Source organism: Streptosporangium sp. NPDC000396, from assembly GCF_042898655.1.
Taxonomy (GTDB): Bacteria; Actinomycetota; Actinomycetes; order Streptosporangiales; family Streptosporangiaceae; genus Streptosporangium.
The window spans coordinates 135,356-157,715 of sequence record NZ_JBIAZA010000010.1 but is presented as its reverse complement, the minus strand read 5'-3'; the positions used below and the strand labels follow the sequence as shown (position 1 = coordinate 157,715).

At 70.7% G+C, this 22,360-nt stretch carries 13 protein-coding genes; 7 read left to right on the top strand and 6 right to left on the bottom strand.

The window, feature by feature from the left end:
* The first annotated feature begins 324 nt into the window (after positions 1-324).
* Entirely contained in the window at positions 325-1,440 is a 1,116-nt protein-coding gene (locus tag ACFY2X_RS18115; RefSeq protein WP_389939478.1) for an FAD-dependent oxidoreductase, read from the top strand.
* A gap of 54 nt (positions 1,441-1,494) precedes the next feature.
* The gene (locus ACFY2X_RS18110; RefSeq protein WP_389939476.1) at positions 1,495-2,379 is read left to right on the top strand and encodes a L,D-transpeptidase family protein; all 885 of its coding nucleotides are present in this window, start codon (positions 1,495-1,497) and stop codon (positions 2,377-2,379) included.
* A gap of 137 nt (positions 2,380-2,516) precedes the next feature.
* Here ACFY2X_RS18110 and ACFY2X_RS18105 read toward each other — a convergent pair whose 3' ends face one another.
* Positions 2,517-3,674 carry an alpha/beta hydrolase gene (locus ACFY2X_RS18105; protein ID WP_389939474.1) on the bottom strand — a complete coding sequence of 386 codons (1,158 nt, stop codon included), beginning with the start codon at positions 3,672-3,674 and terminating at the stop codon, positions 2,517-2,519.
* A gap of 252 nt (positions 3,675-3,926) precedes the next feature.
* Between ACFY2X_RS18105 and ACFY2X_RS18100 the strand changes: the two genes are divergently transcribed.
* The gene (locus ACFY2X_RS18100; RefSeq protein WP_389939472.1) at positions 3,927-10,355 is read left to right on the top strand and encodes an SDR family NAD(P)-dependent oxidoreductase; all 6,429 of its coding nucleotides are present in this window, start codon (positions 3,927-3,929) and stop codon (positions 10,353-10,355) included.
* Positions 10,352-11,662, top strand: coding sequence for a crotonyl-CoA carboxylase/reductase (gene ccrA, locus ACFY2X_RS18095; protein WP_389939470.1), 1,311 nt, complete (start codon positions 10,352-10,354; stop codon positions 11,660-11,662). Before ACFY2X_RS18100 ends, ccrA begins: the two co-directional genes overlap by 4 nt.
* On the opposite strand, the gene ACFY2X_RS18090 is transcribed toward ccrA, so the two are convergent.
* Both ACFY2X_RS18090 and ACFY2X_RS18085 read right to left on the bottom strand, forming a co-directional pair.
* The gene (locus ACFY2X_RS18090; RefSeq protein ID WP_389939468.1) at positions 11,643-12,896 is read right to left on the bottom strand and encodes a PucR family transcriptional regulator; all 1,254 of its coding nucleotides are present in this window, start codon (positions 12,894-12,896) and stop codon (positions 11,643-11,645) included. The genes ccrA and ACFY2X_RS18090 overlap by 20 nt on opposite strands.
* Before the next feature lie 119 nt (positions 12,897-13,015).
* Positions 13,016-13,237 carry an EF-hand domain-containing protein gene (locus ACFY2X_RS18085; RefSeq protein ID WP_389939466.1) on the bottom strand — a complete coding sequence of 74 codons (222 nt, stop codon included), beginning with the start codon at positions 13,235-13,237 and terminating at the stop codon, positions 13,016-13,018.
* Between the two features lie 407 nt (positions 13,238-13,644).
* On the opposite strand from ACFY2X_RS18085, the gene ACFY2X_RS18080 reads away from it, so the two are divergent.
* Positions 13,645-14,055 (top strand): hypothetical protein, encoded by a 411-nt coding sequence (locus ACFY2X_RS18080; RefSeq protein WP_389939464.1) that lies wholly within the window; start codon positions 13,645-13,647, stop codon positions 14,053-14,055.
* A gap of 409 nt (positions 14,056-14,464) precedes the next feature.
* Here ACFY2X_RS18080 and secD read toward each other — a convergent pair whose 3' ends face one another.
* A complete protein-coding gene (gene secD, locus ACFY2X_RS18075; protein WP_389939462.1) occupies positions 14,465-16,735 on the bottom strand; it encodes a protein translocase subunit SecD in 2,271 nt (756 codons plus the stop codon).
* Between the two features lie 67 nt (positions 16,736-16,802).
* A complete protein-coding gene (locus ACFY2X_RS18070; RefSeq protein WP_389939460.1) occupies positions 16,803-17,174 on the bottom strand; it encodes a hypothetical protein in 372 nt (123 codons plus the stop codon).
* Positions 17,175-17,290: 116 nt separating this feature from the next.
* Here ACFY2X_RS18070 and ACFY2X_RS18065 point away from each other — a divergent pair, with 116 nt between their 5' ends.
* Positions 17,291-18,949, top strand: a complete 1,659-nt coding sequence (locus tag ACFY2X_RS18065) for an alpha-amylase family protein (protein ID WP_389939458.1) — start codon at positions 17,291-17,293, stop codon at positions 18,947-18,949.
* 286 nt (positions 18,950-19,235) lie between these two features.
* Here the strand turns inward: ACFY2X_RS18065 and ACFY2X_RS18060 are convergent, their stop codons facing one another.
* Positions 19,236-19,595: an HPF/RaiA family ribosome-associated protein gene (locus ACFY2X_RS18060; RefSeq protein WP_389939457.1), complete on the bottom strand. Its 360-nt coding sequence runs from the start codon at positions 19,593-19,595 to the stop codon at positions 19,236-19,238.
* A gap of 100 nt (positions 19,596-19,695) precedes the next feature.
* On the opposite strand from ACFY2X_RS18060, the gene ACFY2X_RS18055 reads away from it, so the two are divergent.
* Positions 19,696-22,347 carry a LuxR C-terminal-related transcriptional regulator gene (locus ACFY2X_RS18055; protein ID WP_389939455.1) on the top strand — a complete coding sequence of 884 codons (2,652 nt, stop codon included), beginning with the start codon at positions 19,696-19,698 and terminating at the stop codon, positions 22,345-22,347.
* Positions 22,348-22,360 lie beyond the last annotated feature (13 nt).

Here is a 22,360-nt window from a genome sequence, read left to right as displayed (position 1 = left end):
CTCGGCTAAAAGTGCGTCAACATCGGCCGGGGATGCCCGCCGGACCAACGGCGTAAATCCGGCCTGCCGTCAAACGTCGCCCATCCGGGCATTCGGCCCCGATGGGCGAGTGCCCCCGTTCGGCCCAGACGGATTAATTCGCCGGTAATGATTTTCCATCGGCCCGTGACGGCCGTTTTCCCGTTTCACGGTCGCCCGCCCCCGAGTTTCGCCGATATCCCGGCTTACCCTGGTCCCGTTTCAGCGTTCGTCGCGATTACCACCCGCGGTGGGCCATGCCAGAAGCGATCGAGCCGGACGAATCCGGAAGGAAGGCGTTCCCAAGTGCGCGCGAATTCGGGAAGAGTGCTTGTCGTCGGGGCCGGTGTGAGTGGGTTGACGACCGCGCTGTGCCTGGCCAGGGAAGGATTCCGGGTCACCGTGGTCGCGGAGAAATTCGCGCCCGACATCGTCTCGGTCGTCGCGGGGGCGCTGTGGGAGTGGCCGCCCGCCGTGTGCGGTTACCACCACGACCAGATCTCGCTCGCCCGCTCCAAGAACTGGTGCGTCACCTCGTACAAGATGTTCGAAGAGCTGGCCCGGGCCAGGGTTCCCGGGGTGGCCATGCGCAGGTCCAACTTCTATTTCAAGCATCCCATCGAGGAGAACCCGCACGACCTGCACAAGATGCAGGAGCTCACGGGGAAGGTGCGCGGGTTCGTCCGCGACCGGTCACTTGCCGAGCGCAACGGCGTCAGCCCCGACTACGGCGTGGTGGACGCCTACTCCCACATGGCTCCCATGATCGACACCGATCAGTACATGGTGTGGCTGATGCGGCAGGTCAAAATCCACGGGGTGCAGGTCGTGCGGCACCGGATCGAGGGATTGCTGGCCGACCAGAGAGCCGAGCTCCTCGACCGGTTCGACGCCGAGGTGATCATCTGCTGCGCGGGGCTCGGCACCGCCCAGCTCCGCGGCATCAGCATGTATCCGCTGCGTGGCGCGCTCGTGCGGGTCCGCAACGGCGGGATCCGCGGGCCCCGGATCGGCGAGGCCCACTGCGTCTCCCACGACGAGAGGCAGGACGAGCAGGACATCGTCTTCATCGTGCCGCGCAATCCCAGGCTCCTCGTTCTCGGCGGGCTGGCGGAAAAGGATGAATGGGACACGAGTATCAATCTGGGGAACCACGGGCCCGTGCGGGAAATGTACGAACGCTGCCTGGCCTTCATGCCCGCGCTACGAAACGCGAAAATAGACCCCGATGAGCCGGTGCGGGCCGGTCTGCGTCCGTTCCGGGCGGAGAACGTCTGCCTGGAATGGGACGAGGAAAGCCAGGTGATTTACAACTTCGCGCACGGCGGGGCGGGATTCAGTTTCTCCTGGGGGTGCGCCCGGGAAGCCGTCGGTCTGGTGCGTGCGGCCGTGGAGGACCGTAAATACTCGCGCTCCTTCTGAACGGCTCGCCCGAGACTTCCGAATGGCTCACTCCAGACCGAACGGACGTGAAATATGCGAAGAACCACCAAATATCTTCTGATCGCCGGAACGGGTCTCGCGCTGGTCGCCGTCCTGCCGTTCGATCTCGCGCCCGCCGGCATCGCGTCACCCTGGCATTCCGAGGACCCCGAGCCGAGGCATCCCAGGAACCCCGCGCCTCCTGTAGCGGGCGGGGACTCCGCGCCCCCGGCCGTGAACGAGAGTCCCACGCCCCGGGCCGGACACGGAGGTCCCACGCCCCGGGCCGGACACGCGCCGCCCCGCTTCCCCCTTCTCCGGCTCGGCGACAGCGGGGATCGGGTCCGCGAGGTCCAGAGGCGCCTCAACCAGCTGGGGTTCAACTCCGGGCCGCCCAGTCCCGAGTACGGCCCCGCGCTACGCGTGGCCGTGTGGGCCTTCCAGAAGGCGAACGGGCTGCCGCCCGTTGACCAGATCGACCCGCCGACCTGGCACGCGCTCTCCCGCCCGGCACGCATCAGGCCGCTGGTGCGTTACGGGGAGCCCGCGAGGGTGGAGATCGATCTACGCCGCCAGCTGCTCACGGCGTGGCAGGGCGACAAACCTGCGCTGGTCTCCCACATCTCGACCGGCAACAACAAGCACTACTGCAAGAACGGCCACTGCGGGGTCGCGGTGACGCCACCCGGCGACTTCCGCGCCTGGTGGCGGACACCCGGATGGACGCACGGACCCCTGGGCGACCAGTTCTACACCGTCTATTTCAACGGTGCCATAGGCTTCCACGGCTCAGAACGGGTTCCCCGGCATCCCGCGTCCCACGGATGCATCCGCCTCCCGCTCCACAACGCCAGGCCCCTTTTCAACATGATCCAGACAGGGCAGCAGGTTTACGTCCGCCTTCCCGAACGGGACGCGCGCCGGTCGGGTACGGAGTAGCCCGCCCCGAGCCCCGGTTTTCCCGGAAGCCGGAAGAGATCCGGACGCGTGGCGGGAGGTTCCGATCAGACGTCTCGTGACTCCTCCGCTCCTTTTTCCTGGGAGCCCTTTCCTGGGAGCCCTTTTCAGGGAGCCCTTCACGGGCGGCGGAAGGCTCTCACGGAAGACGGGAGACGTGGGGCGCCGCCGACGGGGACCGAGGGAATCTGCCCGAGCAGGCCCCAGTCGTCGTCGCCGTCCTCCTCCTGCGGCGGGGGCTCCTGGTCCTGCGGGGACGGAGCGTTCAGGTGGAGGGCGGACAGCACCATCGGGAAGGACCGGTTGAACTCGCGCTGCCAGTAGGGCCAGCTGTGGGTGCCGTCCTTGTACAGGTTCACCACGGGCTTGATGCCGTATCGGTGGAGCTTGGCGATCAGGTCTCTCGCGGTGTAGGCGGAGATCGGCTCACCGAGGTGGGCGATGCTCCAGCTGGCACCGGGCGGGTCGAGCTCGCCGGGGCGGGCGGTCGTGCCGCTGGAGATGTAGATGCGCACCCCGCGCAGATTCCTGGCCAGGTAGGCGGGGTCGTTGGCCTTCCAGACGTTCTGGTTGAAGATCGGGTCTCCCCACAGGGCCTTCGGGTCTTTCCGCTCGGCGGACTGCGCCCGCATGATGAGCTCGGGGATGCCGGGGAGACGGGTGGACATGACACCGCTGTAGGAACCGACGAAGCGAAACATCCCGGGGTGCCGCGCGGCGTATTTCATCGCGCCGTAGGCGCCCATGGAGATGCCGGCGACGGCGCGGCGGGTACCGGCCCGATAGCCCAGCTCCAGCAGGCGGCGCACCTCGTAGGTGTGGAAGGTCTCCCAGGCGGGCGGGCCGCCCTTGCCGCCGTTGTACCAGTTGGAGTAGTTCCCGGCCCGTCCGGCCTCGGGCATCACGATGATCGCGTCCATGTCCGCGGCCTTGTCCGCGATGTCCGTCATCCGGGTCCACGAGGTGTAGTCGTCCGCGCCGCCGTGCAGCAGGTAGAGCACCGGCCAGGTGCGGGAGGCCTTCTTGGACCAGCCCTTCGGCACCAGCACCCGGACCGGCAGTATCGCGTTGACCGAAGGTGACGACACCTGGAGGTCGACCATGCGCGGGCTGAACCAGCGCTCCTTCACCACCCGCGCGCCACCGGGCAGCGCGGCGGGCCAGGGGCCGGAGGGACTCCTGCCGGTTCGCGGGCCGGGGGCGGCGTGCGCGGCCGTCGGCAGTCCGACGGCGAGCGCGGTCGCAAGCGCCAGAAATCCGCGTCGAGCAGGTCGCATCGTCTTCCTCCACACAGCCTGACGGCGGGGGCTGTGGCAGGCGACCCTAAGCCTGGTTACCAGGTCGCGACTATGCGCGCCGGCAACGAAATACACGTGCGCCTTGAGCCTGTCGAACAAATCACCTTTGTGTGGCCGTTATCACACTCGTTACAAAACGCGCTGGTGGATTGTGGTCTGTCAGGTCTCCCTTATGCCGATATGTCTCTGTAAGTTTGCCGATCACCCCGCGTGTTCTTTGGGAGCCGCCACGTGGACCTGCTCGGCGAAGACGAGATCCGCCGTTTCCTCACGGAGCGAATCGCGACCCGCTGCCAACTGCCTCTGACAGAGGTCGACCCTGATCGTCCCCTGGAGGAGTTCGGGCTGTCCTCGCGCGACGCGGTCGCGGTGGCCGGCGAGTTGGAGACGTTGCTCGGCCGGGAGCTGGGGCCCACGCTGGTCTGGGAATACCCCACGATCAACCGTCTCGCCCGCGGCCTGGTAGCCGCCCCGCCCGCCGGACCGGCGGCGGACCGGCGGGCGGATCCCGACGAGCCGGTCGCGGTGATCGGCGTCGGATGCCGCCTCCCGGGATCCGTGAGGGGACCGGAAGACTTCTGGCGGCTGCTCCTCGCGGGCGGCGACGCGGTCGGCCTGGTGCCCGAGGGCCGGTGGGACGCCTTCGACGACGGTTCTCCCGCCACCGCCGAGGTGCTGGCCAGGACCACCCGGCACGGCGGGTTCCTGGACGACGTGGCCGGGTTCGACGCGGGCTTCTTCGGGATCGCTCCGGGCGAGGCCGAGACCATGGACCCGCAGCAGCGGCTGCTCCTGGAGACGGCGTGGGAGGCGCTGGAGCACTCCGGGGTCGCGCCCCGGTCGCTGCGCGGCAGCCGTACGGGGGCGTTCGTCGGCATCTCCGGCAACGAGTACGCCTACCTGACCACCGCGGACGCGGCGAAGGTGGACGCCTGGACGGCGACCGGGGCGGCGTTCAGCATCGCCGCGAACCGGCTGTCCTACCTGCTCGACCTGCGCGGGCCGAGCCTGTCGGTGGACACCGCGTGTTCGTCCTCGCTGGTCGCCACGCATCTGGCCGTCCGCAGCCTGCGGTCGGGGGAGAGCGACCTGGCGCTCGCCGCAGGGGTCAACCTGCTGCTGTCACCGGTGATCACCATGGCGTTCGACCAGGGCGGGGGGACCGCGCCCGACGGGCGCTGCAAGAGCTTCGACGCCTCGGCGGACGGGATGGTCCGGGCGGAGGGGTGCGGGGTCGCCGTGCTCAAACGGCTGTCCGACGCCCAGCGCGACGGCGACCGGATCCTGGCGGTCATCCGGTCCACCGCGGTGAACCAGGACGGGCGGTCCAACGGCCTGGTCGCGCCCAATCCCGAGGCCCAGGAGGAACTTCTCCGCGCCGCCTACGCCGGTCTGGCAGGTCCCGACTACGTCGAGGCCCACGGCACCGGCACCTTCCTCGGTGACCCCATCGAGGCCCGCGCCCTCGACGCCGCCCTGTGCGGCGGTCGCGACACGCCACTGCTGATCGGCTCGGCCAAGAGCAACCTCGGCCACCTCGAAGCCGCCGCCGGGATCACCGGCCTGATCAAGACCGTTCTCTCCCTCCACCACGGAGTGATCCCGCCCAGCATCCACTTCCACCAGCCCAACCCGCACATTCCCTGGGACCGCCTCAAGGTCGTCACCGCCCCGACCCCCTGGCCGGGCGACCGTCCCCGTGCCGGTGTCTCCTCCTTCGGCTTCGGAGGCACGAACGCCCACGTCGTCCTCGACCGCGCCCCGAACGACGCGGCGGAGCCTCCCGGCCCCGCCGCCCCGCATGACGAGGTGGAGTCCTCCGGTCCTTCCAGCTCGTACGGCGAGCGGCACGACCGCCCCGGGTCGAAGGTGTTCCTGCTCACGGACGTGTCCGCCGAGCGGGTCCGGGACCACGCCGGAGTGCTCGCGGACTGGATCGGCGAGGACGGCTCCGGGATCCCGCTCGACGACGTCGCGTACACGCTGGCCCGGCGGGCCGGGCGGGGACGGGCCGGGGCCGCGCTCGTGGCCGGGAACCGGGAGGAGCTGGTCGCTGGGCTGCGAGCCGTACGGGAGGGGGGAGGCGTCACCGGAGCGGCGGTGGTCGGCGGGCGGGGACCGGTGTGGGTGTTCTCCGGGTACGGCTCGCAGTGGGCGGGGATGGGGGCCCGGCTCTACGCCGGGGAACGGGTGTTCGCCGAGGCCGTCGACGAGCTGGATCCGATGTTCCGGGAGGAGGCGGGCATCGGGCTGCGGGAGATCGTCGCCGAGGGGCGGGAGGCGACGGGGGTGGTCACGGCGCAGCCGCTGATCTTCGCGGTGCAGGTGGCGCTGGCCCGGGTCTGGGTGTCACACGGGATACGACCCGCCGCGGTCATCGGGCACTCCATGGGAGAGGTCGCGGCCGCCGTGGTCGCGGGCGGAATCGGGCTGCGCGACGCGGTCCGGGTGATCTGCCGCCGGGCCGGGCTGCTCGGCACGCTGGGCGGCGGCGGGGCGATGGCGGTGCTGGAGGTCGCGGCCGACGAGGTTCCGGACGATCTGCACGTCGCCGTTTACGCCTCTCCGAAGCAGTGCGTGGTCACCGGCGATCCGGACCGGGTCACGGCCTTCGCCTCCGAGGTCGGCGCGCGGGGCCTGCTCTCCCGGGTGCTCACCGCCGAGGGCGCCGGGCACTCGCCCCAGGTCAAACCGCTCCTGCCGAAGCTCCGCGCGGCACTGGCCACCATCGCCGGAGGCAAGCCGGAGATCCCCTTCTACTCGACCGTGTTCGACGACCCCCGCGAGGTTCCCACTTTCGAGCCCGCCTACTGGGCCGCCGGAGTCCGCCGGCCGGTGCGGCTGCTCGCGGCGGTCCGGGCCGCCGCCGAGGACGGCCATTCCGTTTTCACAGAGATCAGCCCGCACCCGGTCCTCGCCGCGGCGCTGCGCGACACCCTCCCCTCGGGAACGGTGATCACTCACTCGCTCCGCCGCGGCCACGACGAGGAGCTGTCCACCCAGCTGGCGGCCACCGTGGTGGCCCTGCCCGCCCTGGCCGGGGCGTCCTCCGGCCGGCTCGCCGACCTTCCCTCCTCGCCGTGGAGACATGAGAACCACTGGGCCCGCGCCGCCCGGCGTGCCGCGCTCCCGCCCGGCAGCCACCCCCTGCTCGGCGTGCACGTCGAAAGCCCCGCCGGGCATGTGTGGACCACGACCCTCGACGACCTCTGCGACGTTCCCTGGCGGCTGGACCCCTCGGCCTGGCGGGTGCACGGCCTGCCGATCCTGCCGCTCGCCGCGGTGGCCGCCCTCGCCCAGGCGGCGGCCTTCGACGTCCGGGGCCGGGCCGAGCTGACCGACGTCACCCTGAACGCGCTGCTGCCCCTGCCCGCCACGATCACCACGACCCTCACCCCGTCCGGCGAGGTCGAGATCGACGCGAAGAACGCCGCGGGCGTCTGGGTCCGGTACGGCACCGCCACCATCACATCAGGTCCGCCCCAGCTCGAGACCATCCCGAGCCCCGCCGAGCTGGACGAGCGGCTGCGAGGGGCGCCGGAGGCGGAGGACGGGCGGTCATGGGGCCCGGAGGAGGAACCGCGGGCGGAGGACAGGCGGTCATGGGAGCCGGAGAAGGAACCGGAGGCGGAACGGCCGCGGGATCCGGAGGCCGAGCGGCCGGGGGACGTCGCCAGGGTGCCGATCGAGATCGAGCGGCTGGGGCAGGACGGCACTCCGGCCGGGGTGCTGAGCAGGGAGATCCCCGCCACCGCCGTGCCCGTCCCGCTGGCGGGCAAGCTCGTGGCACGTGTGTGGACGCCGAGTTCGGGTGTGGAAGCCGTACCGGCGGGGAATGGATCCGACCCACGCCCGGCTCGCGGCTGGCTCATCGTGGCCGGTAAGGGGGATTCGCGAGCCGGGCGTCTCGCCTCCGGCCTCGTCGCCGCCGGGCACGCCGTCCACCGCCTCACCCTGCCCGGGATGCCCCGGGCGGGATCCACACCGTCTCTGGTTCCGGCCCAGCGCCCGGCACCGCATACGACTCGCCCGGCGGCATCGGTCACGGTTCCGGCGAACGACGAGGTCGTCGTGCTGGTCCCGGGCGGGCTGAACCCGGCGGGTGCCGAGGCGCTGTTCCTCGCCGTCACCCGGATCGCCGGCGACCTCGCCGGGACCGGGTCACGCCTGCGGCTCGTCACCGATCGGGCGCAGGCCGTATTGGCCTCGGAGCGTGGCGACCCCGGCGCCGCCGCGCTGCGCGGCCTGCTCCGGGTCCTCGCCTTCGAGCACCCGGACCTGCGGGTCTGCCTGGTCGACGTGGACGACCCCGACGTGCTCCTGGCCGAGCTGACGGCCGACACGCCCGATGACGAGGTGGCCTGGCGGAACGGAGTCCGCTACACCGCCCGCCTGTCCGCGATCGCCGATCCCGGAAGCGAGGTCCCGCCCGCGGGCGGACGGCCCGGCGGCCGGAGCCGTGTCATGGCGGGCAGGCCGGTGGTACGGCGAGGCGGGGGCTACCTGATCACCGGCGGATACGGCGGGCTGGGGCTGGTGGTGGCCCGATGGCTGGCCGAGAGAGGGGCCGGGCGGATCGTGCTCAGCGGACGGTCGGGGCCGTCCGCCGAAGGGGCCGAGACGATCGAGAGGCTGCGCGGCCTGGGCGTGGACGTCCAGGTGGTGGCCGGGGACCTGGCCGTGCCGGGGGTGGCCAGGGGACTGGTCGACGCGGTCAGGGCCGACGGGGTCCGGCTGCACGGGGTGGTGCACGCGGCGGGGGTCCTGGACGACCACCTCGTCGCCGACATCGGCCCCGAGGATCTGCACAGGGTCTGGTCGGCCAAGGTCCACGGGGGTCTGGCGCTGCACGAGGCGACCCGGGACGTCGGTCTGGACTGGTGGGTGGCGTTCTCCTCGGCGGCGGCGCTGATCGGCTCGCCGGGACAGGCCGCGTACGCGGGGGCGAACGCCTGGCTGGACGCGCTGTGCGACCTTCGCCGGTCGGAAGGGCTGCCGGGAACAACGATCAACTGGGGCACGTGGGCCGAGGTCGGCGGGGCGAGCCAGACGGCGCTGCCCGCGGTCTCGCCCCTCACCCCGGACGAGGGCGTCGAGGCGCTGGAGGCGCTCCTGGCCCGGGGTACGCCCGCCGCGGGCGTGCTGCGGCTGGACGCGGCGACGGCCGTCGCGGTCTTCCCCGGCATCGCGCGCATGCCGTACTTCGCGGATCTGGCGGGCGCGGTCCCGGCCGACGGCGATTGGGCGGGTGGCGACGCCCTGACCTCGATGGAGCCCGAGCAGGCCCTTGAGGTCATCTTCGCCAAGATCGCGGAGCGGACGGCTGTCGTGCTGGGGTTCGAAACCACCTGGCTGCGGGAGAGCACGGTGCTCACCGAGGCCGGGCTCGACTCGCTCGCGGCCACCCGGGTGCGTGGCACGATCGAACACGACTTCGGGGTGGCCGTCCCCACCGCGTTGCTGCTCCAGGGCGCGACGCTCGGGGACGTCGTCAGGGCCGTGGCCGCCGAGCTGGGCATCCACGGCATCGCCGGGACCCGCCCGGTCGAACCCAGAGACGCGGCGGAGCGGCAGGTCGTCGCGGCTCTTACCCGGATCCTCGGGCACGAGCCCGGAGTCACCGACGAGATCCCGGCGGACGTCCTGCCCGCCGTGCTGGACGTGCTCGGCCAGGAGGCCGGCCGCCCGTTCACCGCCACGGGCGTGCTGACCGGCGCCCAGGTCGCCGACCTGCTCCGGGAGGTCGATGAGGAGGAGGCGGCCCAGGGCGTCATCCGTCCGCTCACTGAGGCGGCCCGCGAGTACCTGGCCGCCCGCCGTGCGGGGGCGGTCACCGTACCGGCGTCTTCGGAGGGCGGACGGGCACGGCCGGAGGAGGTGCCGCTGTTCCTGGGGCACCCGGCGGGCGGGACCACGGGGGTGTACTCGCTGCTGGCAAGGGGGCTGGGACCGGGCCGGGTGGTGTTCGGGCTGGAGCGCCTGGACGACGTGGGGCCGCTCGGGGCGGAGCCGGGGGTGAGCGAGCGGGCGGCCCGGTACGTGGAGGAGATCAGGAAGGTGCAGCCGGCGGGGCCGTACCGGCTGGGGGGATGGTCGTTCGGGGGGATCCTGGCGTTCGAGATCGCGCGGCAGCTCGGGACGGAGAACGTGGAGCTGGTCGCGATGATCGATTCGGGGCTGCCGGACGAGGTGGCTCCCGCGGAGCGGAGAAAGATCATCGCCAGGCGGTATGCCGACTTCGCCGCCTACCTCGCCGCGACCTACGGGGTCAGGGTACGGCTCACCTACGACGAACTCACAGGACTGGGCGAGGCGGACCAGCTCACGCTGGTGGAGACGCGCGTCGCCGAATCGGGGGTGCTGGAACTGCTGGGGGAGGCCATCCTCCGGCATCAGATCACCTCACACTCCGACACCCGGGCCCTTGAGGGGTACCGGGCCGGAACCTACGAGGGCCGCGTGGTGCTCTACCGCTCCACGGACCCGACCCCGTGGGCGGTCGAGGATGTTCGATACGCCCACGCCGACGACCCCACAAGGGGATTCGGCCCGTTCAGCCCGGGGCTGGAGATCGTCACGGTCCCCGGGTCACACCATCTCAACCTGCTCGACCCGCCGCATGTCGAAGTCATCGCCGCTCACCTTGGAGGCCAGCTGTGACACTCGCACAGGCCGTCGTCGACGGTGCCGATCCCGAAGAGCTCGCGCGGCTGGAGGTCCCCTCGACCTTCCGCGCCGCCCACACCCGCAAGGACGAGGTCGGCATGTTCGGCCGCAGTCCGCACGGCGTCAACGGTGTGGACAAAGACATCACCAAGTCCATCCATGTGGGCGACGTGCCGATGCCGGAACTGGGTCCGGACGAGGTGCTGATCGCCGTCATGGCCAGCGCCATCAACTTCAACACCGTGTGGACGGCCATGTTCGAGCCCATCCCCACGTTCGCGTTCCTGGAGCGGTTCGGGCGCGTGGACCCGCGCCATGACCAGGACTTCCATGTGCTCGGCTCGGACGCCTCCGGGGTGGTCGTCCGGATGGGCGACGCCGTACGGCACTGGAAGATCGGTGACAGGGTCGTCGTCTCACCCGCCTACGTCGACGCGCAGGACCCGGTCACCCACTCCGACTCCATGCTCGGCTCCGACCTGCGCGCGTGGGGGTTCGAGACCAACTACGGCGGATTGGCCGAGTTCGCGGTGGTCAAGGCCACCCAGCTGCTCCCCAAGCCCAAGCACCTGACCTGGGAGGAGGCCGCCTGCAACATGCTGTGCGCCTCCACCGCCTACCGGATGCTGGTCAGCGAGCACGGCTCCCGGATGAAGCAGGGCGACGTGGTGCTGGTCTGGGGCGCGACCGGCGGGCTCGGCGCGTACGGCGTGCAGCTCGTCAAGAACGGCGGGGGCGTCCCGGTGGGCGTCGTCAGCTCCGAGGAGAAGGCCGACCTGCTCCGCAGGATGGGCTGCGAGCACATCGTGGACCGCTCGCAGTTCGAGCATCTCAACGACGAGAAGGCCTGGCGCAGGCTCGGTGCCGAGGTCCGCCGTCAGGTGGGGGAGGATCCGCACATCGTCTTCGAGCACACCGGAAAGGACACCTTCGGCGCGTCCGTTTACGTCGCGCGGCGAGGTGGCTCGGTCGTCACCTGCGGATCGTCCAGCGGCTACGCCCACGAGTATGACAACCGGCACCTGTGGATGAAGCTCAAGCGGATCATCGGCTCCCACGGGGCGAACTACCAGGAGTGCCACGAGGTCAACCGGCTGCTCTCGCTCGGCGTGCTCCAGCCCACCCTGTCCACGGTCTACTCCCTCGACCGGACCGGCGACGCCGCTCGTGCCGTGCAGCTCAACAAGCATGTCGGCAAGGTCGGCGTGCTGGCCCTGGCACCTGCCGAGGACCTCGGCGTCGAGGACCACGCGCTCAGGGAGCGCATCGGCGAAGACCGGATCAGGATGCTCCGGAGCTGACGGACTGCCGGGCACGCAGGACGATCTCCAGCTCGAACCGGATGTCGGGGTCGCTGAGCTGGTCGCCGTAGAGCTCCTCAAGCTGCCGCAGCCTGTAGCGCACGGTCTGCGGGTGCACGTGGAGCCTCGCGGCGACCTCCCCGGCGCCCCGGCCGTGCCGCAACCACGCCAGCAGCGTCTCGGCCAGCCGGTCCTGCTGGCTGGGGCGCAGGTGGGCCAGGGGGGCCAGCCGCACCTCGGTGAGGGCGCTGACCAGCTCCTCGTCCTTGAACACGATCAGGGTGGCCATGTGGTCGGCGCAGCGGAGCAGGCCCCGCTCCTCGACGAGGACGCCTCTCCTGCGCAGGTCCAGCGCCTCGCGGGCCCAGCGCAGGGAGGTCGCGGCGGCGGCCAGCGGTACGGCGGGGCCGATGGCCGCCTTCCAGCCGCGTAGCCCGGCCTCCAAGGTCTGGGCCTGACCGGGGCCGTTGGGGTCGGGCACGATCAGGCAGGGGGCGGGCCGGTCGAGGCCGGTCAGGACGTCCGGCGGGAGCGGGAGGTTGCGACGGCCGTTGGACCGCTCGTCCAGCGCGACCCCGGCCACGGTTCTGGGCAGCCGCCACCCCGCGGCCTTGGCCAGGTCGGCGATCGCCTCGGGGGAAGCGGCCGGTTGGCTGAGCAGCAGGTCCATCAGCCGGTGGCGACGGCGCCCGATCTCCCCGGCCGCACGGGCCCTGGCCTCGTCGAAGCCCTCGGAGGCGGCGTCGGCGAGCTGGTCGAGGTAGACGAAGATGGCCTCTCCCAGGTCGTAGAGGTGTTGCGGGGTGAGGCCGAGGTGCTCGGACTGCTCCGTCAACCGCCGCCAGGCCACCCGGGCGCCCAGCCGCATCGCGGTCTGCAGCGGGTCGAGGTTGCGGCCCTCGTTCGCCTCTCCGCGGCCGATCGTGCGGAACACGTCGGGATCCCACGGCCTGCTGGGGTTTTCGATCCGGTCCACGAACTGACGCAACGCCTCATCCACAGCCAGCCGGATGGCTTTGATGTAGGTCTCGTCGGCCGGCCGGGCGTATTCGGGAACCCGGGCCGTGATCTCTTTGATCACCTGGTCGGCCACTTCGGTGAGCCCCGGTCTCAGCCGTCTGGCCACCTCCGCCGGAGCCGATCCCCAAAGCCGCTGGTCCGAGGCGTTGTGAGCTCTCCTCTTGCGGCCGCCGGAGATTGCTACGACGATTCCGGTGTCCTGCTTTGTCGCCATGAACCCTCCCGTCGGAGTGCGCCTCACATTCTGACGTCATTGACATTTTGAGCGAGTAGCAAACGCTTGTTCTTGTCTCAAATGCAACATCTAGGCGCGCTCCGCGGGAGACGTACGGCTTACTGGAGGTAACCGGCGAACTCCTCCAGGGAGATGAGCCCGTCACCGTCCAGGTCGATCCTGTCCATGGCCGCCTTGGCGGCCTCGGGAGTGAGCGGCTGGCCGAGCACCTCCATGAGGCGCATCATCTCGGCAGCCGAGATCAGGCCGTCACCGTCGACGTCGAGGATTCTGAAAGTCGTCGCGTAGTCGTCCATCGTGAGCGCATCCGCCTTTGACAACAGGGAAATCGGACGCCAAGCACATTAGCGGGACGGCGTGTCCCACAGGAGGGGCGAGGACCCGTGGAGAGCTTGTGGAGAGCTCGTGGAGGCGCCGTGGAGGGCTCGTGGAGGTGTGGTGGAGGGCTTGTGGGGGTGCGGTAGAGGGCCTGTGGGGGCGGCGGCCGTCCGGAAATTCGGTCCTATCGCCGGTGCTACGCGAACATAAGCCACTTGGTCCACCTAATTCGCATGGTGTGAACATTGGGCTTTATGTAGGGAATTAAATTGGCGGCGGGTAAGGAAGTGTGTTTCCTTGGGCAGGTGTGCCGGTCGGATCTCAAAAGCATCGCCCCGTAGGTTTCCGGCTGGCCCAAGAGTTTTCGTTCCAGGTTTCCTCGTGAAGGCGAGGGGAGAGACAAGACGACATGTCCACGCTTATGAAAAGAGTCCTCGCGGGCGGCGTGCTCGCTGGGGCCGTTCTTGTCAACTCGCCTGTTCCAGCAGGCGCCGAAACAACGTTGACCGGGCCGCCCGGCCAGGCGCAAGCCGCCGGTGAGGTGGGCGTTCCCATTCGGCACAAGCCGGCCGGCCTTCGTTCCAAGAGAGCTCGTTCCGGTTATGTGGCGAAGCCCGGGAAAATCGGCCGCGCGCTCCCGGAAACCGGGTTGCCGGCCGATCCGTCGACGTACATCCGGCTGTGCGAGGCGATTGGCATGCCACAGATTTACTGCCAGGTCGTCCCGATCCCCAAAAATGCCAACAAAAGCACCAAGAGCGTGACGGGCTCGGGAGAGGCCAACGGCCTGCAGGAGTCGATCAGCTCCACCACGCCATAATCTCTGGCGAGGGGACTGCCGGGTTTGCCTGGCAGGAGAATCGCTTCCCTGTTGCGGTTTTCTTGCTTGAAACGGTCAGGGCTCGGCCGTCGCCTACCTCAGCCGAGGGAAGCGAGAAGCCGCTCTCTTCAGGGAGCGGAGGAGTCACAGGAATCCGGTCGATCTTACCGGTCTACCGAATCGGCGCGCCACGCCGGGAACCTCGAAGGTCGAGGGTGCCGACCGGCGCGGTTGAGCAGGACAGATGGCCTGGCAGATGAACCAAAGGGAGGTGCGGGACGTTTCTTCCCGCACCTCCCCGGCTGTTCTTCCGGCGCCTTCCCCTCCGCTGATCTTTCAAAGAACGGTGCTCTTCAGACGGTGCCGTTCAGATGGTGCCCTTCGAGCGAGGCTCTTCAGGCAGCGGCCGTCAGACGACGGCGCCCGATCCCGTGCGAGGCCGGACCGGCTGCCCGTGCCGGGGTTGCGGAGGCGGGAGGGAGCTGCGCTTGTCGAGCTCGATCGCCAGAGGGGCGGCCACCAGCGCCGAAGAGAGTGTGCCGACGACGATGCCGACCAGCAGGGCCACCGCGAAGTCGGTCAGCGAGGCGCCGCCGAGCACCGCCAGCGCGGCCAGTATGAACAGCGCGCCCAGGCCCGTGTTCACCGTGCGAGGCACGGTCTGCAAGATCGCTAGGTTCGCCACCTCGGCGAGTGGCGTCCTGCGCCGTGCTCCCCACAGCTCACGGATCCGGTCGAAGACCACGACCTTGTCGTTGACCGAGTAGCCGATCACCGTGAGCATCGAGGCCAGGAACACCCCGTCAACGGGCTTGCCCAGCCACGCGAACACACCCACCACGATCGCCGCGTCGCCCACCAGGGCCAGCACCGCGGCCAGGCCGAACGTCCAGCGGAACCGGAAGGCCAGGTAGGCGAGCTGCGCCGCGAGGGCGAGGGCCAGGGCGATCAGCGCGTTGCGGCGCAGTTCGTCACCCAGACTCGGGCCGATGAGCTCGTCGCGTTCCTTGGTCAGCTTCCCGGCGTCACCCTCCAGCGCCGCCTCGATCCTTGTCACGTCGGTGGAGCTGATCTGACCGGTTCGCACGGAGATGCCAGAGTCGGAGGACTGCACCACCGCGTTCGGGAACCCCGCGTCGCCGACCAGCTCGCGGGCGGCGTCGACGCTGATCGGGGTGCTCATGGAGTACTCCATGATCCGTCCGCCGGTGAACTCCACCCCGAAGTTCAGCCCTCGGATCGCCACTCCGGCCACCGACACCGCCACCAGCAGGGCGGTGATCGCGAGATACGCCGTCCGCCGTCCCATCACGTCGGGCTCACGTTCGTTCAGCCATGTACGGACCCGTCCGATCCCGGCGAGCCCCGTGATCTCCGGCCGCTTCGTCACGGCCTGACGGGTCACCGCCCAGTGGGCGAGGATCCGGGTGATGACCATCGCGGTCACCAGTGACGCGATCACACCGATGCTCAGCGTGACACCGAAGCCGCGAACCGGCCCCGAGGCCAGGAAGAACAGCAGTCCCGCCGCGAGCAGCGTGGTCACGTTGGAGTCGGCCACCGCGCTCCAGGCGTTGCGGAACCCCTTCTCCAGGGCGGGTTTGAGCTTCGGCCCGGCCGCGTACTCCTCCCTGGCCCGCTCGAAGACCAGCACGTTGGCGTCCACCGCCATGCCGATCGCGAGCACGAAGCCCGCCAGGCCCGGCAGGGTGAGCGTGGCGCCGAGCGCCACGAGGGCCGCGTAGGAGATGAGCGCGTAGCAGGCCAGCGCGATGGCGGCGATCATGCCCACCAGCCGGTAGGCCACGATGATGAACAACGCGGTGAGCGCGACGCCGATGACCGCCGCCTCGGCGCTGGCGGCGATCGCGGCGGCGCCGAGCGTCGGACCGACGATCCTCTGCTCGACGATCTTGACGGGCACCGGCAGCGCACCGCCCTTGATCAGCGCGGCCAGGTTCTCCGCCTCCTCCGGGGTGAAGGAGCCGGTGATCTCGGTGGAGTCGCCCGGCATGCCCACATTGCAGGCCACGCCCTGGTTCACCTGCGGTGAGAGGATGACCTTGGAGTCGAGCATGATGGCGACCCGTCGTTTCGGGTCGCCCAGCGGGTTGCAGGCGGCCTTGCCGGTCAGGTCGGCCCACGCCTGGCGGCCCTTGTCGCGGAAGCCGACGGTGACGAACCAGCCGCCGCCTCCCTGGGAGTCGAGCCCGGCGCGGGCGTCGTTGACGCTGTCGCCGGTGAGCTTGGCCGGGCCGATGAGCAGCCTGGCGCCGTTCTCGTCGGTCAGCAGCCGTTCGCCCTGTCCGGCCTTGGCGCTCTGGTCGGGCACGGCGATGACGGGGTGAAAGGTGAGCTGGGCGGTCTTGCCGATGACCTCGGCGGCCTTGGCGGGATCCTGCACGCCGGGCAGTTCCACGATGATGCGCCGATCGCCCGAGCGGGCCAGCGGCGCGTCCGCCACGCCCAGGGCGTCGGCCCGGCGGCGAAGCACCTCAAGAGTGCGGTCGGTCGCCTCGGCGTCGGCCTTGGCGTGGGGGGCGTCCTGGGTCTCCAGGACGATCTGGGTGCCGCCGCGCAGGTCGAGGCCGAGGCGCGGGGACGTGGTCAGTGTTATCAGCAGTGAGATGGCGATGACGGCGAACGCCGCTATCGCGCGCACCACGGGGGCACGCGACATGGAAGCCTCCACGGGCTGGGGGAAGTTTTCGGGCATGGCGAAGCACCCGGAGCGGCTCCGGAGTGCCTCAGTTGTCCGTGGAGGGAGGGGCGCGGCCGGGCCTGACCAGCAGGGCCGCGAGTGGGGAGGAGTCGTTGTCGCGGGCGGGGCGCGAGTCGAAGCCGGGAGTGAGGGACGGGGGCCGGGTGTCCGGCACATGGGCCGCGGGCGATGGGCCGCCCCCGGCGCCGGTTCCGGTGAGCCCTGTGACGAAGGCCTGCCGCTGCCACCCGGCGAGCGCCTCGCGTGACGGGGAGGGGCGTTCTCCGGCGACCTTGGCGATGGTCGTGTGCGGTGAGAAGGCGGTGATGCCGCCCCCGCCCAGACCCGCGGAGACGAACAGCGGGAAGAGGAGGGCGAACAGCCAGCCGAAGGGCGCGCCGCGCCTCAGCTGTCGCATGCCGTCCTCCAGGTGTCGGAGTCCACCGTAGCCCTCGAAGGGCGGGACCGGGCGCCGATGAAGGGCATCTGCCGGATCGGACTCATGAACTCCCCGAGCACGGGTAGTGCGAGCCCATGAGACTGACCTACACGGCCGACCTGTGGTGGAAGAACGCCGTGGTCTACTGCCTCGACGTCGAGACCTACAAGGACGGCAACGGCGACGGCATCGGTGACTTCCGAGGTCTCACCCAGGAGATCGACCATCTGCGGCGGCTCGGGGTGACCTGTATCTGGCTGATGCCGTTCTTTCCGACGCCCGACCGCGACGACGGCTACGACATCACCGACTTCTACTCCGTCGATCCCCGGCTGGGCACCCTGGGCGATTTCGTGGAGTTCATGCGTACCGCCAAGGACCGGGGCATGCGGGTGATCGCCGATCTGGTCGTCAACCACACCTCCGACGAGCATCCCTGGTTCAAGGAGGCCCGCGCCAGCCGGGATTCCGCCAGGCGTGACTGGTACGTGTGGCAGGACGAGCCCGATCCGGTCGACCCCAAGACGATCGTCTTCCCCGACAAGGAGGACAGCATCTGGGAGTTCGACGAGAAGACCGGCCAGTACTACCTCCACACCTTCTACCGATTTCAGCCTGACTTGAACGTGAACAACCCCGAGGTCCGCGACGAGATCGCGCGCATCCTCGGTTTCTGGATGGAACTCGGGCTGTCCGGCTTCCGGGTGGACGCGGTGCCGTTTCTGATCGAGGGCGTCGGGGGTGACCCGCACGAGTTCCTCGCCGACCTGCGTGCCTTCATGAACCGCCGTGACGGCACCTCGATCCTGCTGGGTGAGGTCAACCTGCCCTATCCGGAGCTGATGAAGTACTTCGGCGAGGGCAACGGCGACGAGGTCACCATGTGCTTCGACTTCATCGGCATGCAGCGGTTCCATCTGTCGATGGCCCGCCGGAATCCGCGGGCTCTCGCCGAGGCCCTGCGTGAGAGGCCCAAGGCCCCCGACGACTCCCAATGGGCCACCTTCGCCCGCAACCACGACGAGCTCACCCTGGACAAGCTCACCGACGCCGAGCGGCAGGAGGTCTTCGACGCCTTCGGCCCCGAAAAGGACATGCGGCTCTTCGGCCGGGGTCTGCGTCGCCGCCTGCCGCCGATGCTCGGCGGCGATCCGCGGCGGCTCAAGCTGGCCTACAGCGTGCTGTTCTCCCTGCCGGGCACGCCGGTGCTCTTCTACGGAGAGGAGATCGGCCTCGGGGAGAACCTGGAGGCCGAGGGCCGGATGGCGGTCCGGGTTCCGATGCAGTGGTCCACCTCCGGAGGCTTCTCTCCTGATCCCAAGGTCTCCGTCCCGTCTCCCGACGGTGAGTACGGCCCGCGGAACGTCAACGTGGACGACCAGCGCCGCGATCCGGGCTCGCTGCTCAGGTGGATCATGCTGCTGATCGAGCGCTACCGGGAGTCGCCCGAGCTGGCGTGGGGTGACTACGAGGTGCTGGAGGCCGGTGACGACGCCGTGCTGGCCCATCGGACCGACGCCGAGGGCGGCACGGTGATCGCCGTCCACAACTTCGCCGACCGCGAGGCGGGGGTGGAACTCGCCCTGTCCGGTCTCGGCCACTGCGACGTGCTGGTCGACCTGCTGGTGGACGGCAGCCTCGACCTTCGTTCAGACGGCCGGGTCACCTTCACGCTGGAACCATACGGCACCCGCTGGCTCCGCGCCTCCGTCGCCGACGCGCCTCCGGAGGACACCTCGGCCCTGAGCCAGTGACCACCCGGTAGCCCGGCACGCGTTCTCGAGCAGGCGTCCGTCCCCGAGTGAAGTGGGTGCCTCGGGGTGATCATCCTTCTCCCGCCGGCCAGGCGAGCATGGCCAGGGCGGCGACCCGCTTCAGATCCTCATGGGTCGCGCCGTCGCGGGCCTGGGTGGACATGCCCTGGATGACGCCGGCGTAGAACGTGGCGAGGGCACCGGTGTCGGTGTTCTCGGGGATCAGGCTCGCCGTGACCCCGCCGGCGGCGGTTCGGGGCCGGTGGTGAAGCCCGCCGGGGCGGTGTCACGGGCGGTGGTAGGGAGCCTTGCCGCGCGGGTCCCGCCTGGTCTTGAGCTTGTCCAGCTGGCGGATCAGCTCGTCGCGGACCTCGATCAGCGCGGCGGGCAGCTCCGGCGCGGTCGAGGTGGCCACCAGCGGCGGCACCCGGGAGACCCGGCATTCAAGGGTCACCCGCTGATCGTCCTGGTCGCGGTTCTTGACGCTCAGCTGCAGGTCCACAGACTCCTTGGGAAAGGAGCGCAACCGCTTCCGCAAAGGGACGAATCGTTCGACGATCTCGTCGCGGTCGGCCTCGGTGAAGCCCGCGCCCAATCTGAGCCGCTCGGCGACGGCGGGTGTCTCCTCGTCATCCACGTCTTGCATGATCTCCCCATTTCCATTGAATGTAGTCATCACACTACATTCAGTGACGAAAGCGGTCTCGGTTGGCGCCGTACCGGGGTCATTGGCTAGCTTCCCGGTCATGCTGCACGGCCGGAAGAACGAACTGGCGGAGATCGATCGCCTTCTCACGGACGCCAGGGCGGGGCACAGCTCGGCGCTGATCGTGCGAGCCGAGCCGGGCTGCGGGAAGTCGGCCCTGCTCCGTCACGCGGAGCAGGCCGCGGACGGGTTTCGGATCCTGCGCGGCACCGGCATCGAGAGCGAGGCCGAGTTGCCCTTCGCCGCCCTGCAGATGCTGCTGGCACCCGTCGCCGACCGCATCGACACGCTTCCCGGCCCGCAGGCGGCCGCGCTCCGGGGCGCGTTCGGGCTGGCACCCGCCACCGGTGCCGACCGGTTCCTCATCGGGCTGGCCACCCTCACGCTCCTGGCGGAGCTGGCCGAGCAGGGGCCAGTGCTGGGCCTGATCGACGACGCCCAGTGGCTGGACGGGTCCTCGGCGGAAGCGCTTCTGTTCGCCGCGCGGCGGCTGCACGCGGAGGGGGTGGTGCTGCTGTTCGCCGCGCATGAGGACTTCGCCGCCCCGGCGCTGCCCACGATGCGGCTCGGTGCCCTCGAACCCGCCGCCGCGGCGGCGATGCTGGCCGAGCGGGCACCGGACCTGCCGCCGCACCTGCGGGACCGGATCCTGGCCGAGGCGGAGGGCAATCCGCTGGCGCTGGTCGAGCTGCCGAGAGCGGACGCCGGCTCGCCGCCGGTCGGACCGCTGCCGCTGCCGCACCGGCTGCGGGAGGCCTACCAGCGGAGGATCGCCGAGCTGCCCCCGCGGACGCGGACGTTCCTGCTGGTGGCCGCGGCGGATGAGCGATGCGAGCTGGCCACCGTCCTGCGGGCTCTTGCGGTCCTGGGCGTCGCCGGGGACGCGCTGGAGCAGGCCGAGCGGGCCGGGCTCGTCACGGTCTGCGAGCGGTCGGTGGTCTTCGAGTACCCGCTGATGCGCGCCGCCGCCTACCAGGCGGCGTCCTTCACCGAGCGCGCCGCCGTACACCGCGCCCTCGCCGAGGTGCTCGCGGTGGACCCGGACCGGCAGGCCTGGCACCTCGCCGCCGCCGCGACCGGTCCGGACGAGGAGGCCGCCGCGGGGCTTGAGTCAGCCGCGGAGCGGGCCAGGCAGCGGACCGGGTACGCCGCCGCGGCGACCGCGCTCGAACTCGCGGCGCGGCTCACCCCCGACCGGGAGCGGCGGGTGAACCGTCTTCTCAAGGCGGCCGAGACGGCCTCCCGGGCGGGACAGCCGATCCGGGCCATGGCCCTGGCCGATCAGGTGGTCGCGCTGGCCGAGGATCCGGGGAAGCTCGTGAGGCTGGCCGTCCTGCGGGCCGGGGTCGAGTTCGAGCACGGTTCCCTGCGCGCGGTTCACGAGATCCTCATGGCCGCGGCCGAGGCGGCCCCCGACCCCGCCGCCGCTGTCGCGCTGCTGCTGGACGCCGCGCGGGCGGCCTGGTCCACGGGCGATCCGGGTCGGTTGAAGGCGGTGTACGGCAGGGCGCGGGCACTGCCCCTGCCGCCCGATGACGCCACCGTCATCTCGATCGGCGCGATAATCGAGCTCGTCACCGGTGATCCGGCCACCGGCCTGGCCCTGCTGCGGAGCCACGCGGAGAAGGTGCCGGGCCGCGCGCTCAGCCACGACACCGTCATCGCCTTCCTCTCCGGGGACTTCGAGTCGGTGCGGGAGGGCATGCTGGCGCTGGCCGGAGAGTGCCGCGCGCAGGGCATGGTCGGCTGGCTGCCGTCCACCCTCGCCGCCCTGGCCGAGGCCGAGATCCACCTGGGCCGCTTCCGCGACGCCTCCGCGACGGCGGCGGAGGCTTTGCGCGTCGCCGAGGACACCGGCCAGTCGCACCGCGCCGCCCATTTGCATGGCGTTCTCGCCTTCGTCGCGGCCGTCGGCGGCGACGCGGACCGGTGCCGCGACCTCGCCGAGCGGAACCTGAGCCACTTCACGCTGGACTGCAACGCCTCGGGCGCGGCCTGGGGGGAATGGGCTCTGGCGACGCTCGACCTCGGCTCCGGCCGCCTGGGGGCGGCCCTCGACCGGCTGGAGGCCGCCGCGGACGGGCCGATCGGGTACCAGAATCACGCGAGCCACTTCGCCCCGGACCAGGTGGAGGCGGCGGTGCGGCTGGGCGTCCCCGAGCGGGCCGCCGGGCCGCTCGCCCGGTTCGAACGGTGGGCCGCCGCGGCCGGCGCCCCCTGGACGGATGCCGTCCTGCACCGCTGCCGTGCCCTGCTGGCCGCCGATCCGGAGCCTCACTACGCGCGGGCCGTACATCTTCACACGACCGGCGGGCGGCCGTTCGACGCGGCCAGGACCCGGCTCCTCTACGGTGAGTGGCTGCGCCGCCTGCGCCGCAAGTCCGAGGCGCGCGCTCACCTGCGCGCCGCGCTGGAACTCTTCGAGCGAATCGGGGCGACGCCCTGGGCGGACCACGCGCGGGTGGAACTGCGAGCCGCGGGCGAGGCCGTCACCTCGGCCGAACCCGACGTGGCGGCGCTGCTCAGCCCGCAGGAGCTCCAGGTCGTACGGCTGGCCGCCACGGGCGCCACCAACCGGGAGATCGCCGCGCAGCTGTTCCTCAGCCCCAAGACGGTCGGCCACCATCTCTACCGCGCCTTTCCCAAGCTCGGGGTCTCGACCCGGGTCGAACTCGCCAGGCTCGCCATCTGAGACACGCCCGCCG

Excerpts from the sequence above, each read along its gene's own strand:
- ACFY2X_RS18060 (WP_389939457.1), bottom strand. The coding sequence starts at position 19,595 with ATGCAAGACGTGGATGACGAGGAGACACCCGCCGTCGCCGAGCGGCTC.
- ACFY2X_RS18080 (WP_389939464.1), top strand. The coding sequence starts at position 13,645 with ATGTCCACGCTTATGAAAAGAGTCCTCGCGGGCGGCGTGCTCGCTGGG.
- ACFY2X_RS18110 (WP_389939476.1), top strand. The coding sequence starts at position 1,495 with ATGCGAAGAACCACCAAATATCTTCTGATCGCCGGAACGGGTCTCGCG.
- ACFY2X_RS18065 (WP_389939458.1), top strand. The coding sequence starts at position 17,291 with ATGAGACTGACCTACACGGCCGACCTGTGGTGGAAGAACGCCGTGGTC.
- secD (WP_389939462.1), bottom strand. The coding sequence starts at position 16,735 with ATGTCGCGTGCCCCCGTGGTGCGCGCGATAGCGGCGTTCGCCGTCATC.
- ACFY2X_RS18055 (WP_389939455.1), top strand. The coding sequence starts at position 19,696 with ATGCTGCACGGCCGGAAGAACGAACTGGCGGAGATCGATCGCCTTCTC.
- ACFY2X_RS18105 (WP_389939474.1), bottom strand. The coding sequence starts at position 3,674 with ATGCGACCTGCTCGACGCGGATTTCTGGCGCTTGCGACCGCGCTCGCC.
- ACFY2X_RS18090 (WP_389939468.1), bottom strand. The coding sequence starts at position 12,896 with ATGGCGACAAAGCAGGACACCGGAATCGTCGTAGCAATCTCCGGCGGC.
- ACFY2X_RS18070 (WP_389939460.1), bottom strand. The coding sequence starts at position 17,174 with ATGCGACAGCTGAGGCGCGGCGCGCCCTTCGGCTGGCTGTTCGCCCTC.